Raw genomic sequence first — 19,331 nt, 5'->3', positions numbered from 1 at the left:
TCGTTGTTTTGGGAGAAATCTAAGAGTAAATAAGGAGTTTGACAATGATCAAAAAAAAAATTAAGCTGCTGGTAATTAAAATTTACGATAAGTTATTTTCCAAAATAGGAAATTTGGCGATCGACAGATACATGGAAACCCGCTTTCTATTCAAATACTTGCTTTACGGGAATGAAGACCGTTTGCAAATAGCAGAAACTGCGGTGATTAACAATGCTACTTTTAATACAATCTCCGGCGACATCAAAATAGGAGAATATGTATTTTTTGGACTGAATGTTTCAGTTTTAACAGGAACCCATGATTATAACAAGTTTGGTCGTGAAAGACAAATCACTGTTCCAGGCTTTGGCAGAGATGTCATCATCAAAGAAGGAGCTTGGCTGGCTAGTAATGTGACGGTGATTGGTCCTTGCATCATAGGAGAGCATTCAGTAGTAGCTGCTGGTTCCCTAGTGAATAAAGACGTAGAGCCTTATAGTATTGTGGCGGGAATACCTGCGAGAGTTGTCAAAAAAATCGACCCCCCTTCCAATAGCGATCGCACTTTCTCTGAATAATATTACGGAGTTTCATGTCTAGAATTGAATTATCTCAATCCTCCGCAGAGCCATTAAATCCCGCCAAATCAACAAGAATTCGGCTTGAATTTTTAGATGGAATGCGGGGGATTGCAGCTCTCTACGTGGTCTGGTTTCACATTTATCTTGATGTCATTAACACCAAATCAGGAATAATAAAATTCCCTTACTTGTTGAACTCAATAATAGAAGTCTTCATGTCTCATGGAGCATCCAGTGTTGCCATCTTCATTGTACTTTCTGGCTATTGTTTAATGTTACCTGTTGCTAAATCTAGCGATGGTAAACTGCGAGGTGGAGTTGTTAATTACATCAAGCGACGGGCCCGAAGAATTTTACCTCCTTATTACGCAGCCCTTTTCTTTTCCTTGCTGTTGTCAGCTTTAGTACCAGCAACTTTAATGTCTGCTACAGGATGGCATTGGAATTCTGGACAACCTGCTTTCACTCTAGATGGCATCTTATCACACTTATTGCTGCTTCATAACCTCAAGGGTCAATGGGTCTTCCTGATCAATCCCCCCATGTGGAGTGTAGCACTAGAATGGCAAATCTATTTCGTGTTTGCATTTTTACTACTACCTGTATGGCGACGCTTTGGCATCATACCTGTCTTAGTTGTGGCGAGTATATTTGGTGCTGTAATTGGTTTTCGCATCGCCCATTGGTGGTACATAATCCTATTTACACTAGGCATGATTGGTGCCACGATCGGATTTTCTAAAAAGCAATCCTTAGTAAAATTGAAAGAAAGATTTCCTTGGGATTTAGTGACGAGTCTACTAGGTGGAATTTGGATTAGTTTAGTCATTGCCAATGCCTTCGATCTGATTCAAGTAAACATCATTTTTGACGATATTTTATTGGGTCTAGTAGCTACGGGGTTAATTATCTCCTGCACGCGGTTTTTATCGGAGGGATTAAAAACTAATTTCCAAGGTATTTTGAAGATATTAGAAGGGCGATGGCTAGTTAAATTAGGGTCTTTTTCTTATAGCCTGTACTTAGTACACACCATAGCAATGGCACTACTTCAATTCGGTCTCAAAGATGTAATGCGAACACCTTTAGTCAATTTTATCCTACTTTCACTATTAGGATTACCACTATGCCTCTTGAGTGCTTATATTTTTCATATAATCTTTGAGAAACCATTTATGAGCAACTAAACTAAAAAAGCCAAATATCAGCACCCAGACTTATGGAAAAAGTCGGAGTGCTAACAGAATAGAAATTACAGAAATAGCGATGCAATACCGATCGCGATCGCCCCAATAGCCAATAACAAAGACCAGAAGCGGTGATAACTATTAACCGTCGTACCGCTATCGCTTTCAAGCTGAATTAAATCCATCCAAGGTGCGACACCACGGCGGAACCAACCCAAAGCCTTAACATCCATCCCAATCAAACTTTTCACCCGTTTCATCCCAAACAGAAAATTACCAATCGGGCCAAAACGAGAAGCATAACGCAGATAAATCATCCCGGTTCTATCTTGCAATTTCAAATCAGAACCGAAAGCATAACCAGCATCACCACGACCAATTAATTCGCCCTGAAGTTTCGCAGGTTGACCCCGCAAAGGACTAGCATAGGGGTCAGACATTAAAGTTAAAACATCCAAACTCTCTGCTTGGTTGTATGTAGGGAACATCACCAAAGTCTTCAGGAAAATCCCCGTACCCAAACCAATTAAAGGACAGGCAATCATCATCATCGGATTGGCAGCCGACAGGGAAATTCCGATCGCAAAACCCACAGACAAACCGACAATTTCTGCACTGTAAAGCAGCAAATCCAACACAAAATTGCCGTACAATTTCCGCTTGCTCAAATTGTGGCCTTCGCCGACAATCCTCCCCATATCAAACTCAGTATCTAAGCCTAATTGTTCCGCATAAGTGCTCAAAGCGCGAACTCGTTTACCAGTCAGCGGGTGAGTTGAATTCAACTCCATCCACCAAGCCCAAGGGTTAAACATATCCCACAAAAATACCCGCCCGATCTTTTCTGGTTCCGAAGAAATCCGGTAAGCAGTGCCTGTAGATGTGGCAGCTTTGGCATCGTAAATGCCTAAAGCGCGAGTTCCTTCTAATAAGCGGCTGGGTTCTGTTGCCCTTTGTCCTTCTTCCAAAATTCCGTAAGCAATTTTGACTAAAGCGCGGGACAAAGCATTGGGGTTGCCAGTAGTTTCAGCAGCAAAATGGTCAGCAAAATATTCCCTGGTGCGCGACAAGTATAGTAACAAATAAGTGCCGACAATGTAAAACAAATAAGCCACAGCCGCTACGGAACTGGCCGCATCTTTCACTTTTTCCCCACCCCTATTGCCGAGCCTGTGAGCGGTAGTGTAAATTAAATAAGTAATCTGCACTAAAGTCGAAGCTAAAGTCATGACTGCAAAATCCCAGTGGACGATGTGACCCAGTTCGTGGGCATAAACAGTGGCAACTTCATCGTCATCTAAATAGGTAAAAAGACCTTCACTGACGACGACGCGAGCGCTGTTTGGAAAGGAACCGTAGGTAAAAGCAGTGGGGTTTTGGTCATCGATAATTCCTAACCGTGGTTGCTTCAATTTGTGCTGCTGACAAACTTTCTGAATAACTTTCACTGTTTCAGGACTTTTGTCTTCAATTTCTGCTAGGGAAACCCAGCGAGTATTGTAAAGCCAGTTTTGGGTTAAGTCCATTAACCAAGGTGAGAAGAAAAAAGCGGCGATGTTGAAAATTAGCGTAATCGGAAGTGCGATCGCCAATCCGGTTACTGGATCTGGACTATTGATAATGAAAACTGCCGCTAAGGATAAGGCTAACACCATACCTAATAGCAGGGTGATAGTGACACCGGAAGCTAAAACGAGATTTCCTCCCGTTTTTTGTACCAGCTTAACGCCAGCTTTGGGAGTTCTTCCTGTCTTGTGTAAACGGGATTGAGAAGACATAATAATCTCCAAAGGTTATTTTAAAAGACGAATGTCCGTCATGCTTTGTATATACTTCACTGTTTTAGCCTGTAACTTCGGAATGTTGTACAGATTCTCAACAAAAGTATAGAATTTGTTCTAGTTTTGTTAAAATAGAAACTGAGTATAATAATTTTTTGACAAGTTACTGTTATGTCGATCGCCCAAATTGCCCAAACCACCCGCCAAGCTGCTAGAAAGTTAGCCGTTTTGTCCGCGGATGCCAAAAATCAAGCCATTGAAGCTATTGCTAAAGCTTTAGAAGTTGCTGCGCCCTCCATTGTGGCGGCAAATGTGGCAGATTGCCAAGCCGCTCAGGCCGAGGGCATTGCTAAACCGTTGTACGATCGCCTGAAGTTGGATGAGGTGAAGTTGAAAAGTGCGATCGCCGGTGTGCGCGACGTTGCCAAACTGCCAGACCCGATCGGTGTCGTGCAAATTCACCGGGAATTGGATGCAGGATTGATTCTGAAGCGCGTTACCTGTCCTTTGGGCGTTTTAGGAATTATTTTTGAAGCCCGTCCTGAAGCTTTAATTCAGATAGTATCCTTGGCAATCAAATCAGGAAATGGCGTGATTCTCAAAGGTGGCAAAGAGGCAGTCCGTTCCTGCGAAATCTTGACAAAAGTCATTCAACAAGCCTTAGCAGAAACCGTAGTCAATCCCCAGGTTGTGCAGTTACTAACCACGCGGGAAGAAACAATCGAATTGCTAAAGATGGATAAATATATAGATTTAATTATTCCCAGAGGCTCCAACTCTTTTGTCCAGTTCGTGCAGGAAAACACCAGAATTCCCGTCTTGGGACACGCCGACGGAATTTGTCATTTGTATGCAGACCAAGCTGCGGATATTGACAAAGCAATCTCGATTGCCGTCGATGCCAAAACTCAGTATCCCGCAGCCTGTAATGCCATTGAAACTATGTTGGTTCACAGTGCGATCGCTCCCAAATTTTTGCCTCTAGTAGCCGCAGCTTTGCAGGAGAAAAAAGTCGAACTGCGGGGAGATGAAAAAACTCGTGAAATCTTGGATATTGCCCCAGCTACAGAAACAGATTGGTCTACAGAATATAGCGATTTAATTTTGTCAATCAAAATAGTAGATTCTGTGGAAGCAGCAATTAATCACATTAATACCTACGGTTCCCGACACACAGATGTAATTGTCACCGAAGATAGCGAAGCCGCCGAAACCTTTTTAGATCGAGTAGATGCCGCCGGAGTTTATCACAATTGTTCCACTCGATTTGCCGATGGTTTCCGCTACGGTTTTGGTGCAGAAGTGGGGATTAGTACCCAGCAAATGCCACCTCGCGGGCCTGTTGGTTTAGAAGGATTGGTGACGTACAAGTATCGAGTGGTGGGAGATGGACATATTGCCGCTAGTTATGTGGGAAATCAGTCTCAGAAGTTTAGTCATCGGGATTTGTAAATCCGGGTGCATCTCAATGAGTGCCAATATATTCCTAGGGGTGAAGCATGACGGCTGTAAATCTCTGGTTATCACTAATAAATTGTCTGCGGTCATGCTTCGCCTATGCAAAATCGGGATTTGTAAATCCTGAGTAATATTAAAATCAAAAATAACCAATCACAAATGAGTAACATAGAATTTCTGCAACCAGGAGATTTGCTCAGAGTAATTTCCCCCAGTGGTACTTTGCGAGAATTAACTAACTTTGAACGTGGTGTAGAAATTTGGAAATCCCGCGGCTATCGAGTTGAATTAAGTCCCGGTTTTGACAGTCGCTGGGGCTATTTGGCTGGTTCTGACGAAAACAGACTCCAACAACTCACAGATGCCCTTAAGGACCCAGATTGTCGCGGTATTCTATGCGTGCGCGGTGGTTTCGGCAGCACTCGACTTTTGGAAACAGGAAGAGTGGCAAAAAATACCCAATCGCCATTTCCTGATTCCCATTCTCCGAAATGGCTGATTGGCTTTTCAGATATTACGGCTTTGCTCTGGAATCACGATAAACTAGGCATTTGGGGCGTTCACGGGCCACTGCTGACTACTTTGGGCCTGGAACCTGATTGGTCTGTCGATCGTCTTTTTGACTATGTAGAAGGTCGTCCGTTACCATCTTTGTCTGGCAAGGGATGGGGGGGTCTAAAAGCCACGGGGACGCTGTTTCCCGCGAATCTGACGGTGGCTACTCATTTGCTCGGAACCCCCTATCAACCGGATTTAACCGGGGTGATTCTAGCATTTGAGGATGTTTCAGAGGCTCCTTACAGGATCGATCGAATGTTGACGACTTGGCGGATGGCGGGGGCTTTTACAGGGGTGCAGGGGATTGCTTTGGGACGTTTCAGTCGTTGCGAGATTGACCCGCAGATTCCCAGTTTTAGTGTAGAAGAAGTTTTGCGCGATCGCCTGGGTGACTTAAATATTCCCATTGTCTCGGATTTACCCTTTGGACACGACGGAGTTAACGCTGCTTTACCAATGGGAATTATGGCCAGTCTCGATGCTGAATCGGGAGTGCTCATTTGCGGCTAAATTCTGAGCGATCGCACTTTGCAATGGCTAAATAGTCCTGTTGGGTGAGGTTGACACTGGATGACCGAAAGTATATTTAAAATGTAGCCTTTTACCGACCATCCATTACCGCCTTTATCTGTGCAAATGTCGGTGTAAACACAGCCAAAAAAATTAAAAAATTACCCAAAGAGGTGAATATGAAAACAGACAAATTGTTAAAAAATATTACCGCCGCTGTGCTAGTTGCAGGATTAGCACTGACTGGAATTTCCTCCGGTGCTGGGGCTGAACAAATCACCAATGGCGATCGCCTCGACGGAGTAATTCGTCGCACATCCACCATCTACCGCTTCCGAAATATGTGGGTACCAGGATCACCAACCGAAGAATTACGTGGTCAAGAATACACTTTTACTGCTAACGAAGGCGATGATATCCAAGTTTATTTAAACACTAACAGAAGTGGCGGTTTTACTCCTGTAATGGTGCTGTTTTACGGGAATAACAAACAAGTAGCTTTTACCCAAGAGACTTCTTTTAATTATCAGATTCCCCGTAGTGGCGATTATCGACTTTTAGTGTTAGCAAAAGATGCTACAAGGGGCGGAAATTATACGTTGGAAGTTTCTGGGATTCAGGGTGACAGAAGGGCTAGGGATTGGCGGGACAACAGGAACAATAACGGGCGCTCCAATCGGAGAGATAATAACAACAGGTACGACGGAGAACAGATTTTGCGAGATGATTTGGGTTTGCGGGCTGTGGACTGTAACCAGAGACGTTCTCTGGTGAGAGTAAGGTTTGATGATGGAGATATGACTTATTGTGCGATACCAACTCGCGATTATCCCCAGGGAGATTATTACTATAACTCGCGCACTAGGAATTTAGATTCGGCTCGGATTGATGATAGCCGAAATCAGTGTCGGGTAGTCGTGGGCGGACAATGCGTCACGAGATAGTTTAGATAATTCCGGGCGGGTTTTACAGATATTTTAGGCGAGCAAACAATCTATAGCCTTTCTCAGTTAGGTGGGTACTAGGTAATGGGTAATGGGTAATGGGGCATGGGGGACTTGGGCATTACCAATTACCAATTACCAATTACCTAGTACCCATTACCAATTACCCATTACCAATTACCCATTACTTCAAATCTATCAAAATTATCCCCATCCTGGCTCCATGATTTTTTTTACTATGTCTAACGACATAGAACAAAGTTACACCTGTAGAGCGATGTAGCTATTTACCAAAATATTTATATTAAAAATAAGGTTTTTAAATTCCACCCACAAAAGCCAAACAATCAGTCCTATCACCTAAAAGTTACCTGTTGGGTATTCAAATATTATGAACAAACTAACACCATTTTTGATCGGCGGTATTCTGTTATTTGGAGCAGTAGCTTGCAGTGAAGGTGCAAAAACTAGCGCTGATGCTCCTAATTCCGCCACACAAACTACAGCTAGTCCTCCCGCAGCCGAGACCGTCAAAAAAACTCAGGGCGACGCAACTAGCGATGTTCGCAAAGCCCAAGCCAATTCTGATATTAGGGCGCGAGAACAGCGCAACAATGTGACAGGTGGCGATGCCATTAGAGCCGACGGCGACCTCAAAAGTGAAGTGCGCTCTAAGTTGGAAGTCAATATTACGAAAGGTCAGCTAACTGTGGATGCCAAAGATGGGGTAGTTACCATCGGAGGAACAGTTCCTAATCAACAAGATTTAGCTAAAATAGAACCCTTGGCTAAACAGATTAAGGGTGTCAAAACAGTGAATGTTACCGCAGTTGTTGCCCCGGCTACAGCCAAATAAGCTTCAGTAGTAATACCAAATCAGACTTGAATATCCCCTAGATTTATGAGTCCCCTTCTCCTGGGACTTTTTTTGTTTATCTCAATCCTGGTTACTCAGCATAAAATGAGCAAATTCTTTACTTTTAAATCTCTAATGGAGAGATGGATTTACTCCGTGGAAAACCAGTGAATATCGGTCGGAAGATACAGAAGCAAGTTATGTCCAACGAGCGATGAATTTGTTAGGTAAAAAATGACTTAATTTATATTAATAGCAGCAAACAGAAATTAAATTCTGTAGTTGTTGACAAGTTAAAACTAGAATATTTTGAAGGAGAAAAAAAATGGCTTTAGGTCAACACAAACGGGCTGTAGGAGTATTTTCTAATTACCGAGATACTGAACTCGCTCTCATGGAACTACAAAGTGCAGGGTTTCCGATGAATAGAGTTTCGGTAGTGGGCGAAAATCTGGAGGGAGGCAAAATCGCAGGTGCGACTGCGGGTAAGAGTACCGATGACCAAGTTGCCGGTGGCGCGAAAGCAGGGGCGACGGCGGGAGTTGTGACTGGGGGTTTGATTGGTTTGCTCGGAAGCATTGGTGCGCTGGCGATTCCGGGAGTTGGGCCTGTGATGGCTGGGGGAGCTTTGGCAACTTTGCTGGCTGACACTGCTGTCGGAGGCGCGATTGGGGCCGCTGCGGGAGGTTTAGCTGGTGGTTTGGTAGGTTTGGGAGTTCCAGATGACAAAGCTAAAATTTATAGCGATCGCATTTCCCGTGGAGAATATTTGGTATTCGTAGAAGGTACCGATGAAGAAATTGCTACCGCTGAAGGAATTTTCAGTGTCCGGGGTATTCAAGATTGGGGTATTTACGATGTGCCGGTAGACACTCATCGTAAAGCTTCGGGCCGCCACAAGCGCGCTGTGGGCGTATTTTCTACCAGACGTGAGACGGAACAAGCGCTCACAGAGCTTAGAGCTGCGGGTTTCGATATGGATCGGGTTTCTGTCATCGCTAAGGATGCCGACTCTAAGGGCGAAATTGCAGGTATTGATGTCAAAGAGGGCGCGGACAATAAGGCTGATGAAGGTGCAACGAAGGGCGCTCTCACCGGTGGCGCTTTGGGCGGTTTGACTGGTTTGTTGGTAGGTCTGGGCTTGTTGGCCATTCCCGGTATTGGGCCGATTATGTTGGCGGGTGCTGAAGCTACGGCGATTGCGACTACATTGGCTGGTACTGCTTTGGGTGCCACAGCAGGTAGTTTGATCGGAGCCCTAGCTGGTTTGGGAATTCCCGAAGATGAAGCTAAAGCATACAGCGATCGGGTATCTCGCGGAGACTATCTGGTACTGCTCAACGGTAGTGAAGCAGAAGTCGCCAAAGCCGAAACGATTCTCAACAAGGGAGGTGTTCAGAACTTGGGCATCTACGATTATCCCAGCGTGGATAATGCTCGCACTGACTACGGTGTTCCCGGCGCTCCTGGAGTTGAGACCACTCCTCATATTTATGACCCAAATCAGGGTGTTACTAGCAACAGTCGCCTGTAAGTGAACTCAGCTTTTGCGAATAGATATTTAACCGCAAAATCATCTCCCAAGTCGGCAATTTATCTGAAATTGCCGACTTGGGATTTTTTATGGAAAGTAAAAAAAACTGCTTTTCCACAGTGCGATTTGGATTTGTGTCGTGGACTGGGCTAATCCCTGTTCCCGACCAGCCGCTCCACAGTCAAATTAATTCTTAACATTAATTTTTATACACCACATTGGTCATAATTTGGTGTCTGTAACACTCACTACTGCTTACTTGCTAAGGACGGAGTATGATTTAACTAGACGGCATACCTTACAGCAGATATTGCTCGGTTGATCGATCGCGACTATCTTTAAGTTATGGGGCCGCTAATTTCAGCAACTTATAGATGTGAAGTAGTCCAGTCCCACGCGCCGAGTACGGCCTGCGGTGGTCGGCAACTATTAAAACAATATTGTCGTCGCCAGCCCAGATTGAGGGCTCTCGAACAGATTCCCCCAAGGCTTAGGTTGGCAATTGGTTGGATGGAGCAGCCTAATTGCCGTTGGCAAGACCTGCTACAGGAATACAGTTTTCCTGGGAATGCCTCAGCGAAGCATTTGAGAAGCCCAGGAACAGCTATGATGTCCGAGAGTGCGTCTAGTGTCAGGTGTTCTGTTAATTAGAACCGCAAGCGCTCATGGATCGAATCAAGATTAACAGCAAGCACATCAGCGCGGGAGCACGGAAATGGCTCGCGGAGAGTCTTTATGCGAAATTGCAGGCGAGGGATAGCCTGTTGCTTCCTTCGTTTGTGACCGGCTCAGAACTCAGAGGGAAAGAGCCTTCCTGTTGGCTTTCACTGGCACTATGCACAGTGGGGGGAGGTGACACTAGCTGAGCTGACCGGGTGCTGCTGTCACTGGTTCTCGAAGGTATCAAGCAGATGCTACAAGGTAGAAGTGTTTAAGCTCTACTCTCTTGAGGGTTTCTGGGACTAATACATTCGATCGCCTGTAGCAGCAATTTTTCGGGTCAGAATGTGGCCTCTGTGCCACCACCGATACCCCAAATACTCGATCGCTCCTAGGCGCGATCGACAACTACTAAGTATTTTGGTAAATGGTTAGTAGTTAATAGTTAGCAGTTAGCAGTTAGTAGAAAATACAACTAATCACTAATAACTAATTAACTCATAACGACCGAAAACTAACTATTAACAAAATTCCCAATTCCCTCGCACGATGCTGCTGGGAATCTACCAGTTTTTGCCATTTTTGCTGTTGCAGTAAGTATTTGTTGAAAAAAATACTGGCAACCTCTAAACTACGAATTTTTCAGACTGCATAGAACATCGAATCGAGAAAGCAAGGAAACTCACTCAATTTTTTTATGAATTCCACTGAACAGTTAAGTGCTGATGAATTTTTAATTAGACATAGAAACGGAGAAAGAGATTTTCGAGGTGCTAACCTCATTAAAGCTAATCTCAGTGAAGCTAATCTCAGTCGGACAAATTTAAGCACGGCTAATTTGAAAGGGGCCAACTTAATTAAAAGCAAACTGATTGGAGCTAATTTAAACGGAGCCGACTTGAGCGGTGCTAATTTATCTAAGGCCAAACTCATTGAAGCGAATCTGGGCAGTTCTAGTTTAACTGGAACCATGGCGATCGGAGCAGATTTTAGCGGTGCCAATCTCAGCGGAGCCATATTGTCTCAGGCTGACTGGAGCAGAGCTATTCTGACTGGAGCCAGTTTACTGGGAGCTTGTATGCTCAGTGGCTCCAAACTAACTGAGGCTAATTTGAGCGGGGCGACACTGAGTCGAGCCATTATGAGTGGAGTAGATTTGAGCAAAGCAAATCTAATTAGAGCCATTATGAGCGAAATAGATTTGAGCGGGGCTAACCTCAGCGGTGCAACTCTGATTCGAGCTTATATAAATCGCGGCAATCTTGGCGGTATTAATTTGGTGGGAGCTTCTTTGAGCGAAGCAAGTCTGCGAGAAGTTTGTATGTGCGCGGCTAATTTGAGCGGTGCTGACTTGAGCGGTGCTGACTTACAATCTGCTAATTTGAATGGATCTAATTTGAATGGTGCTGATTTGCAAGGCGCTAATTTGAGTAAAGCTAATTTAAATGGTTTGATTCTGCACAATGCTAATTTGAGGGGTGCGAATTTGAACAAAGCTGCTTTGCGGGGAGCTAATTTAAGCGGTGCTAATTTGTCTGGAGCTAGCTTGCTGGAAGCGGATTTGCGCGGGGCGAATTTGAGTGGTGCTAATTTGTCGGGAGCTGGTTTGCTGCTCAGTTCTCTGGCGGGAGCAAATTTAACAGGAACTAATTTATCCGAGGCTAATTTGATTGGGGCGAGTTTGAATGTTGCTAATTTAAATGAAGCAGCTTTGGGCGGCGCAATTTTGCCCAATGGAGCTACTCACAGTCGGGATTAATCGGGTTAACTGTTGACGGTTAACGGTTAACTGAGGTCTGTGGTCAGCCAACAGCGAACAGTCAACCGTCAACAAACTCGTGGTTTCGATCGGCTCCTTTGCGACTATCTGAAAAATTTTGGGTTTGCCTACTTGCCAAACTAGAGACACCGTGCTAAGGTTAAAAGGTTTGAGACTTAAAATCAATAGAGGTAAAACCCCGCAGAATGAAACAATTGGGAACCCATCTGGTCGCTGATGCTTGGCAGTCTCCTGGAGACCTGCTCAACGATCCTGAACGTATCCGCCGCGCTATTCTCGATGCGATCGAAGCCGGAGGAGCTACTCTCATCGATTTGTGCGTACACCAGTTTAGTCCTCACGGAGTGACGGCTACTGCTACTTTGGCTGAGTCTCATATAGCAATCCATACTTGGCCTGAACACGGTTATTTTGCTGCGGATTTATTTTTCTGCGGTGCCGGCGACCCTCACAAGGCCATGAAGGTGCTACAGACAGCTTTGGAAGCTAAACAGGTAAAACTCACTGAGTTCACGCGCGGTTTCGAGCCAGGGGTGGGCATCTTAGGTTCTGCTTCTGAAGAACAGTATGCGCCTCGTTTGATAGAGACGGGTGCCACTAGAGTATAATCAGCCAATTAGCGTAACTTTAACTATTTTATGCTATCCTTTGCTGAAAATCCCACGGTTAGAACCGTGGGATTATTGTTTTGGAAATTTACTTTTTCATTAATAAAGGGCGAACAACTACATAACCAGCGCCGAAAGCAGCAATCACAATCAGAAAAATAGCAAGGGCTAACCACAATCCGCTCAAGTCAGAGGCTTTTTTTGATTGAGAGCGCAAACGGTAAGGAGTTTCGGGTACTTCGGTAAATAATTTTTCGGGAAGTTTATCGGGTAGTTTTTCATCTAGGGAAGGGGCTGTTGGTTCGCCTGCTGCTATGGGGAAAGGGAAATTCACAGTGGCAGGGGCTGGATTTGGGGTAGAGGTGTCGTTGGGTACGGAATAGTCAGCCGGGAATGGTAAAGATGCTAGGCGAGGGGATTCCACGCTGAGATTGAATTTTTTGACCGGAGTCATTTGAGGCATCCCAGTCTGGCTAACACTTTGAGCAGAATTGACCGCTTGCTGTAGATATATGGATGCTTGAACTACTGTTTCTACTTCTCGCCGCAGTTGTTGATTTTGTTGGACTAATTGCTGATTATGAGTTTTGAGAGAGTCCAGCATTGCTTGGGCTGATTGCAACTCGGCAGTGACTTCTCGGTAGAGGGAAATAGGTACTGATGGAGAGTAGTTATTTGAGTTGGCGGAGGAGTTATGGTCAGGTAAGGTAGTATTTTGCATAATTTATAGATGGCGAGGGTGAGCTTTTTTTAGTTTAGCCTGAGAGTATTTGCAATTAGATCGATCGCCACACAATTCGTCAAGATATTTGTTACAGATAGTGAAGTCTAGTTAAATGTTAGCAGTTTCCAGTGGCTCGCTATGAACAACCACCAAACAGAAGAAAGTATGTCACAAAAGTCAAGTACCGAGGCAATGAAATACGGCGAACGCCAGATTTTAGAAGGAGAGTTAATTACCTTCCCGAATCCGCGAGTCGGCCGGCGTTACTCCATTAACATTACTTTACCGGAGTTTACCTGCAAGTGTCCGTTTTCCGGCTATCCCGATTTTGCGACAATTCACGTCACCTACGTGCCCGACGAACGAGTAGTGGAATTGAAGGCGCTCAAGCTGTACATTAACAGTTATCGCGATCGCTACATTTCTCACGAAGAATCGATCAACCAAATTCTAGACGATTTCGTCGCCGCTTGCGCGCCACATTCAGCCACCATTAAAGGCGATTTTTCGCCACGAGGGAACGTGCACACCGTAATTGAGGTATCCCATCAGAAGTAGCAGGCACAACCTGTTCATTTCTCGTTCCCAAGTACAGCCTTGGGAACCTTCCATGTTCTGATTTAAAATAAACGAAAAGATGCCAGAAACTTTTGAGCATTTTCAGGTTTTGAGGTAATGGCGACTAAGCCGTAAAGACGTCTGTCCACCAAAAATACCTGACCTACACCTACAGGTGCACTAGGGGAAAGGGACTGAAACTCAAATTCTTTTCCCGGATAACTACCCAGGGAAATATCGCGCACTTGCAGCAATTTAGCATTAGATGCGACCACAAATAAATCAACGGCATTATTTAAAGTGATTTTAATGTTATTATTAGTTAGAGCTAAATCTAAGTCGAAGTATTGCAGTAAATAAGTTTCTTCGTTTTTTAATATCGATCTGTAGGTATGAACAATAATCTGATTTGAAAAAGTCTCGGCATTAATTTTGGTAGTTCCTGGTATGTCGATCGCAAACAAACCCTCAGCGGAACAAAAGGGCTGCCAATCCGGTTGAGCAAGTACCCCCGCCCTGGGAGCAGATTCAGCCTGGAGGGGACTAGCAAACTTGACAACAGAGACAAATAATGTAGCAGTAACTAGGAATAAATGTAGGAAGTTCATTTTGGCAATAATTAGGTTAGCCCGATGGATTTGCGCTAGCCTAGAACTATATCCGCAAACGGGGGATTTATGTTGAATATTATATTTGCTCAACGGCGACGCGACTTGACAGGGCGATCGCCAACTAAAACCAGTAAAACCCATATACTCGCAACTGTAAATGCTTTGCTAGCAATCTGTCTGCTTGGGGCTGTCACAGGCTGCGCCAACAGCCCCAACAGCAAGGCGATGGAAGAATCCTTCGCCGCCGATCCCAAATTAAAAGAAAATCCCGTGGCTTTGGCTTCCCCCCAGCCAGCTACACCAGTGGACACCAGCACAAACGCCAAACTCCCTCCCGATTTCCCAACAGAGATACCCCTATATCCTAATGCTCAGTTGGTCGAAGTTACAGGGCCAAGCACCCCCTCAGAACAAAATATACGACTGCGCTACGAAAGCACCGATCCGATTAATTCCATTCAAAGTTTTTATCAGAATGAGTTTGGGCGTCGCAACTGGAAAATAGTCACTCCCCCAACCCCCGACGGACAAGGTTCTGTGGTAGCCCAGCAAGATAAATTGCGAGTAACAGTGTCACTTTCTCCTACCCAAAAATTAGGAGGTGCGACAGAATTTGTGATTGCATACGACAAAGCAAATGGGGAAATTGCCAGCAATCCCCAACCTCAGAATTCCGATGCTAACCAATCTCCCTCACCAGCCCCAACTTCCTCTAATTCCGAAGCACCAACTGCCACATCATCTCCAGAGTCAAAAACCAAAAAAACCAGTCAATTAGATAGCCAAATTCCTCAACAATTGCGGCAGTATGTAGCAGATTTAGCCTCATTGGAAGTGCTGAAAGTGCGATCGAAATCCGGTGCAAATTTAGAAACAGAAAACACCTTACCCGAACCAAACAAAATAGCCACCCGTCGGGAATATGCCCGCTGGTTAGTAGCTGCTAACAATCAAATTTATGCCAGCCGTCAAGCCAAACAAATTAGATTAGCAGTAGCATCCAGCGAACCAGCTTTTGCTGACATACCCAAAACCGACCCAGATTTTGCAGCCATTCAAGGTTTAGCAGAAGCCGGTTTAATTCCCAGTAGCATTTCAGGAGAAACTAAAGATATTAAATTTCGTCCCGATGCACCTTTAACTCGCGAAGCAATGATTCTGTGGAAAGTACCTTTAGATACTCGTCAAGTCTTACCCACAGCTAACATTGATGCAGTGAAAGAAAAGTGGGGTTTTCAAGATACTTCTAAGATTGATTCCCAAGCATCGCGAGCAGTTTTAGCAGATTTTAACAATGGAGATTTAGCCAATATTCGCCGGGTTTTTGGTTTCACAACATTGTTTCAACCAAAAAAATCCGTGACTCGCGCCGAAGCCGCGGCTAGTTTGTGGTATTTTGGCGTTCAAGATCAGGGATTATCTGCAAAAGATGCTGGGGAAGCCAAGTCTCAACCTCCTCAGTAGCCACAGCTAAAAGCCGATATCTGTTAGATAGTCGATTTCTTTCAGAAGTCGGCTATCTGGCTATAGTATTTTTTTTATATAATTACTACCCCCCCAACCCCCCCTTACTAAGGGGGGGCTTTGAACGGCATCTGTAGCAAATATTAAAGTAGCGCGACATAACTACCCCCCCCCAACCCCCCCTTACTAAGGGGGGGCTTTGAACGGCATCTGTAGCAAATATTGATGAAATTGGTATTATTCCGGATCTGGCCCTAGCCAGAAGGATAAATAGAAAAGAGTATTCAATTTCTGGGAGAGCGTTTTTTGATGTATAATCAGACCCCGTTTACCTTGAGAAATTTGGCAAAATGTAGCTTAGTCCTGCGCCAGTTAGGTAGAAATTCTGCTAGTATGCAAGAGACAAGTCAAAAAATTGCTGATTATATTTATCAATATTTTTATGACTCCGAAAGCTCCCAAAATTCCTGTGTTTTAGTACGTCTTTTCAAAACCCATCCCTACGGAGAATTAGACGATTCATTGCAGGCATCTGCGCGTAGCTTGATGCAGAATAAAATTCCCCCCTATGAAATGAAATGCTGGACGCTGTTAGCCTCCGCAGGAAAAGAACCCCAGTCTAATTATGCTGACGAAGCCCCGAATATCGTCATTCCCTTAGTAAATGAAGCATTGGTAGCTCAAATGCCGCCAATTTCTGAACGGATTCTACAGTTAGGTTTAGATATTCCTACCGTCCTGGGAATTGCTGATGAAAAAATGTTAAAAATGGAGCCAAAGTTATTAAATATTTTTTATATATCCTCAGCCCGAAATAGCCCCTTTATTGCTGAACAAAATTCATTATTTATTCCCTATGAAGTCAAATCTGTGTTAGGAATAGGTGGACTGCTGCCTTCGGGAAGTTTATTTATGGTAGAAATTTTACTGAACATAGAAATTTCCTTAAATATAGCAGAACAGTTAAATATTTTAGCGGTGGCAGTGAAAACTGCCTTGTTGCCTTTTGATGGGGAAGTAGTTTTTAATAACTCCCCAAACACCCCGATAGTTATGGCTACTAACAAGATTGTTCCTAGGGAAATACTGGAAGCAAGTCAACTGATCGGCTTGAGTCGTGTGCTGGATTTTTATCAAGAGGAAATGGTCAGACACGCGAGTCGTTTGCAATCGATTATAGGAAAATTAAAGGACAAAGTTGATGAACGACATAAACAACCTTTTTGAAAAGATGGGGATTTGAAACTGGGTATTGTAAAAGGAAGTCTGCCTACACTGACTAAGCAGACTTAGAGTTAAAGGAGCTATTTAAGTACGGGATGCTAGAATTAAACCGTACCATTTATCTATCGGTATTTGTTTTTTTATTTGAAATCCTAAACTTTCAATAACTTGTCTAGTTTCGGCGTGGGTGTGTCCAGACCACAAGTGATATTCTAAAGAAAGATTTTCCACAAATTGCCAAATTTCTTTATCTTCAAATAAGGGCCATTCTGCACCTTCGCAGTCTATTTTAGCTAAATCTACTTTGCCACCAATGCGATCGATCGCCTTTTTCAAGGATACCATCGGTATATCGCCGTTTTCCGTGACAGTCGATCGCGTTTTTCCCGATACTTCCCGGATATCCAGCACTACTTTACCATCTCTAGCGCCGATGGCTTCCATGAAATAGGCAAAACTGGCAATTTTCGACTGATTTTTGAGGTACTTTTCCAAGTTAGGATTAGCTTCATAGGCGTGAATCACTGCTTGGGGAAATCGGTTGCGAGCGGCAATCGAAAACAATCCCACATTGGCTCCCACATCTATAATTTTTAGCAGGGATTGAGGTAATTGCTCTAAGCCATAGCAGTCGTCTAAAAGCACTTCGATAAATTCTCCATCCATGCCTTTTTCGGAAGGCAATTTAAGTGGTTGAGTCTTGCCTTGTATAATTAAACTATCGGGTAAATTAAACTTCGCAACTCTGGGGAATTTTATCCCTAATTTTTTGGCTCTAATTTTCCGTTTCAGGAGTTGCACAATTTTACTGAATAGCATAATCAAGGGATAGCGACCTGTAGGGGTGGGCGGTAGAGCGACCTTGAAGATGTTGAGGACATTATTAATGGCTGAAATCATTGATGTTAGTGCTGCTTGGTGCTTGCTTATTGCTGATTGCTGCTTCGATACCAATAAACTCAAATTCAAAACTAGAATCTAGATAAGTGCACCCCGCGTTATTGTATATTAACCTGCGCTAGCCAACAAGAAAATCAACAATGCTAGAGTTCGATCGACTTTTTCAAACCATCGCAGAATTAGTGATGCTATACTCCCCCAGCGGCGTGGAATCAGAAATTAATCAGGGGTTAATGGAAAAATTTGCAGCCCTGGGAGTGAATGCTTGGATCGATCGCGCCGATAATGTCATCGCCCTGATTCCGGGGCGCAATCGGCAAAAGTCGATCGCCATTACCGCCCACAAAGACGAAATTGGGGCGATCGTCAAAACCATCGGTAGCCCGGGGCGGGTGGAAGTTCGCAAATTAGGGGGCGCGTTTCCTTGGGTTTACGGCGAAGGCGTTGTCGATTTGTTGGGCGACAACCAAACAATTAGTGGCATTCTCAGCTTCGGAAGCCGTCACGTCTCCCACGAATCCCCTCAAAAAGCTCAGCAGGAGGATGTTTCCCTCAAGTGGGAAGATGCGTGGATCGAAACTAAGTGTACTACTGAGGAATTAGCGGAGGCGGGAGTTCGACCCGGAACGCGGATGGTGGTGTCCAAGCACCGCAAACAGCCGATCCGCTTGAAGGACTGGATCGGGAGCTATACCCTGGATAACAAGGCTTCTGTGGCGATTTTGCTGGGTTTGGCGGAATGTTTGACCGAGCCTGCGGTGAATGTTTATTTGGTGGCTTCGGCGAAGGAGGAGGTTGGGGCGATCGGGGCTTTGTATTTCTCGCAGCGGCAGCCCTTGGATGCGCTGATTGCTTTGGAAATTTGCCCGCTGGCTCCAGAATACCCGATCGCCGACGGCGAAAATCCAGTGTTGCTGGTTCAGGACGGCTATGGGATTTACGATGAAGGGTTGAATGGGCAATTGCGCGTGGCGGCCGATCGGGCTGGTGTCCAGGTGCAGTTGGCGGCGATTAGCGGTTTTGGTAGTGATGCTTCCATCGCCATGAAGTTCGGCCATGTGGCCCGTGCCGCTTGTTTGGCCTTCCCTACCCAGAACACCCACGGCTTTGAGATTGCTCATCTAGGGGCGATCGACAATTGTGCTCGGATTCTGAAAGCTTACTGTGACGAGCTTTCCGACGATTGACCCACAAGTTTAAAAAAAACTTTCTCAAAGTGGTTGACAAATCGAGGAAGATTAGTTAAGTTAATAAAGGTGCGGAACACAAGCAAACGACGCGCCCCCATCGTCTAGAGGCCTAGGACACATCCCTTTCACGGATGCGACGGGGATTCGAATTCCCCTGGGGGTATTAAAAATCTAACTCCGATATCAAAACGATATCAAGCAACCGAAGGGTGGGCAATAAG

Annotated in this window: 17 protein-coding genes and 1 tRNA gene; 14 read left to right on the top strand and 4 right to left on the bottom strand. The window is 44.6% G+C overall.

The genetic code is table 11. The annotated features are described in order from the left end of the window. Positions 1-44: 44 nt before the first annotated feature. Together AAFP11_RS08270 and AAFP11_RS08265 are read left to right on the top strand one after the other, a co-directional pair. A complete protein-coding gene (locus tag AAFP11_RS08270; protein WP_341736614.1) occupies positions 45-560 on the top strand; it encodes an acyltransferase in 516 nt (171 codons plus the stop codon). 14 nt (positions 561-574) lie between these two features. Then, positions 575-1,750: an acyltransferase gene (locus AAFP11_RS08265; protein ID WP_341736613.1), complete on the top strand. Its 1,176-nt coding sequence runs from the start codon at positions 575-577 to the stop codon at positions 1,748-1,750. A 65-nt stretch (positions 1,751-1,815) separates the two neighbouring features. Here AAFP11_RS08265 and AAFP11_RS08260 read toward each other — a convergent pair whose 3' ends face one another. Beyond that, positions 1,816-3,528 (bottom strand): zinc metalloprotease HtpX, encoded by a 1,713-nt coding sequence (locus AAFP11_RS08260; protein WP_341736612.1) that lies wholly within the window; start codon positions 3,526-3,528, stop codon positions 1,816-1,818. 174 nt (positions 3,529-3,702) lie between these two features. On the opposite strand from AAFP11_RS08260, the gene AAFP11_RS08255 reads away from it, so the two are divergent. The 7 genes from AAFP11_RS08255 (at position 3,703) to speD (ending at position 12,439) form a co-directional block, all read left to right on the top strand. Then, positions 3,703-4,983 (top strand): glutamate-5-semialdehyde dehydrogenase, encoded by a 1,281-nt coding sequence (locus AAFP11_RS08255; protein ID WP_341736611.1) that lies wholly within the window; start codon positions 3,703-3,705, stop codon positions 4,981-4,983. A 165-nt stretch (positions 4,984-5,148) separates the two neighbouring features. Next, a complete protein-coding gene (locus AAFP11_RS08250; RefSeq protein WP_341736610.1) occupies positions 5,149-6,057 on the top strand; it encodes an LD-carboxypeptidase in 909 nt (302 codons plus the stop codon). A gap of 179 nt (positions 6,058-6,236) precedes the next feature. After that, positions 6,237-7,001 (top strand): hypothetical protein, encoded by a 765-nt coding sequence (locus AAFP11_RS08245; RefSeq protein ID WP_341736609.1) that lies wholly within the window; start codon positions 6,237-6,239, stop codon positions 6,999-7,001. Positions 7,002-7,392: 391 nt separating this feature from the next. Beyond that, entirely contained in the window at positions 7,393-7,857 is a 465-nt protein-coding gene (locus tag AAFP11_RS08240; protein WP_341736608.1) for a BON domain-containing protein, read from the top strand. 325 nt (positions 7,858-8,182) lie between these two features. Continuing rightward, positions 8,183-9,391, top strand: coding sequence for a general stress protein (locus AAFP11_RS08235; protein WP_341736607.1), 1,209 nt, complete (start codon positions 8,183-8,185; stop codon positions 9,389-9,391). A gap of 1,357 nt (positions 9,392-10,748) precedes the next feature. After that, a complete protein-coding gene (locus AAFP11_RS08230) occupies positions 10,749-11,810 on the top strand; it encodes a pentapeptide repeat-containing protein (protein WP_341736606.1) in 1,062 nt (353 codons plus the stop codon). A 206-nt stretch (positions 11,811-12,016) separates the two neighbouring features. Continuing rightward, entirely contained in the window at positions 12,017-12,439 is a 423-nt protein-coding gene (gene speD, locus AAFP11_RS08225; protein WP_341731713.1) for an adenosylmethionine decarboxylase, read from the top strand. A gap of 88 nt (positions 12,440-12,527) precedes the next feature. Here speD and AAFP11_RS08220 read toward each other — a convergent pair whose 3' ends face one another. Then, positions 12,528-13,160: a hypothetical protein gene (locus AAFP11_RS08220; RefSeq protein ID WP_341736605.1), complete on the bottom strand. Its 633-nt coding sequence runs from the start codon at positions 13,158-13,160 to the stop codon at positions 12,528-12,530. 141 nt (positions 13,161-13,301) lie between these two features. Here AAFP11_RS08220 and queF point away from each other — a divergent pair, with 141 nt between their 5' ends. Then, positions 13,302-13,721 carry a preQ(1) synthase gene (queF, locus tag AAFP11_RS08215; RefSeq protein ID WP_341736604.1) on the top strand — a complete coding sequence of 140 codons (420 nt, stop codon included), beginning with the start codon at positions 13,302-13,304 and terminating at the stop codon, positions 13,719-13,721. Between the two features lie 62 nt (positions 13,722-13,783). Here queF and AAFP11_RS08210 read toward each other — a convergent pair whose 3' ends face one another. Beyond that, positions 13,784-14,329: a hypothetical protein gene (locus AAFP11_RS08210; RefSeq protein ID WP_340519217.1), complete on the bottom strand. Its 546-nt coding sequence runs from the start codon at positions 14,327-14,329 to the stop codon at positions 13,784-13,786. 69 nt (positions 14,330-14,398) lie between these two features. Between AAFP11_RS08210 and AAFP11_RS08205 the strand changes: the two genes are divergently transcribed. Further along, complete coding sequence (locus AAFP11_RS08205) at positions 14,399-15,796, top strand: S-layer homology domain-containing protein (protein WP_341736603.1); 1,398 nt, start codon at positions 14,399-14,401, stop codon at positions 15,794-15,796. A gap of 309 nt (positions 15,797-16,105) precedes the next feature. Further along, positions 16,106-17,023 carry a histidine kinase gene (locus AAFP11_RS08200; protein WP_341736602.1) on the top strand — a complete coding sequence of 306 codons (918 nt, stop codon included), beginning with the start codon at positions 16,106-16,108 and terminating at the stop codon, positions 17,021-17,023. Between the two features lie 81 nt (positions 17,024-17,104). Here AAFP11_RS08200 and AAFP11_RS08195 read toward each other — a convergent pair whose 3' ends face one another. Continuing rightward, positions 17,105-17,920, bottom strand: coding sequence for an FkbM family methyltransferase (locus AAFP11_RS08195; protein WP_341736601.1), 816 nt, complete (start codon positions 17,918-17,920; stop codon positions 17,105-17,107). Positions 17,921-18,060: 140 nt separating this feature from the next. Between AAFP11_RS08195 and AAFP11_RS08190 the strand changes: the two genes are divergently transcribed. Both AAFP11_RS08190 and AAFP11_RS08185 read left to right on the top strand, forming a co-directional pair. Beyond that, complete coding sequence (locus AAFP11_RS08190; RefSeq protein WP_341736600.1) at positions 18,061-19,107, top strand: M42 family peptidase; 1,047 nt, start codon at positions 18,061-18,063, stop codon at positions 19,105-19,107. A 93-nt stretch (positions 19,108-19,200) separates the two neighbouring features. Beyond that, positions 19,201-19,273, top strand: a tRNA-Glu gene (locus AAFP11_RS08185). Positions 19,274-19,331: the final 58 nt, after the last annotated feature.

The sequence above is a fragment of the Microcoleus sp. CAWBG640 genome (genome assembly GCF_020883015.1).
GTDB classification, from domain to species: domain Bacteria; phylum Cyanobacteriota; class Cyanobacteriia; order Cyanobacteriales; family Microcoleaceae; genus Microcoleus; species Microcoleus anatoxicus.
This window is presented reverse-complemented; position numbering and strand designations above follow the sequence as displayed.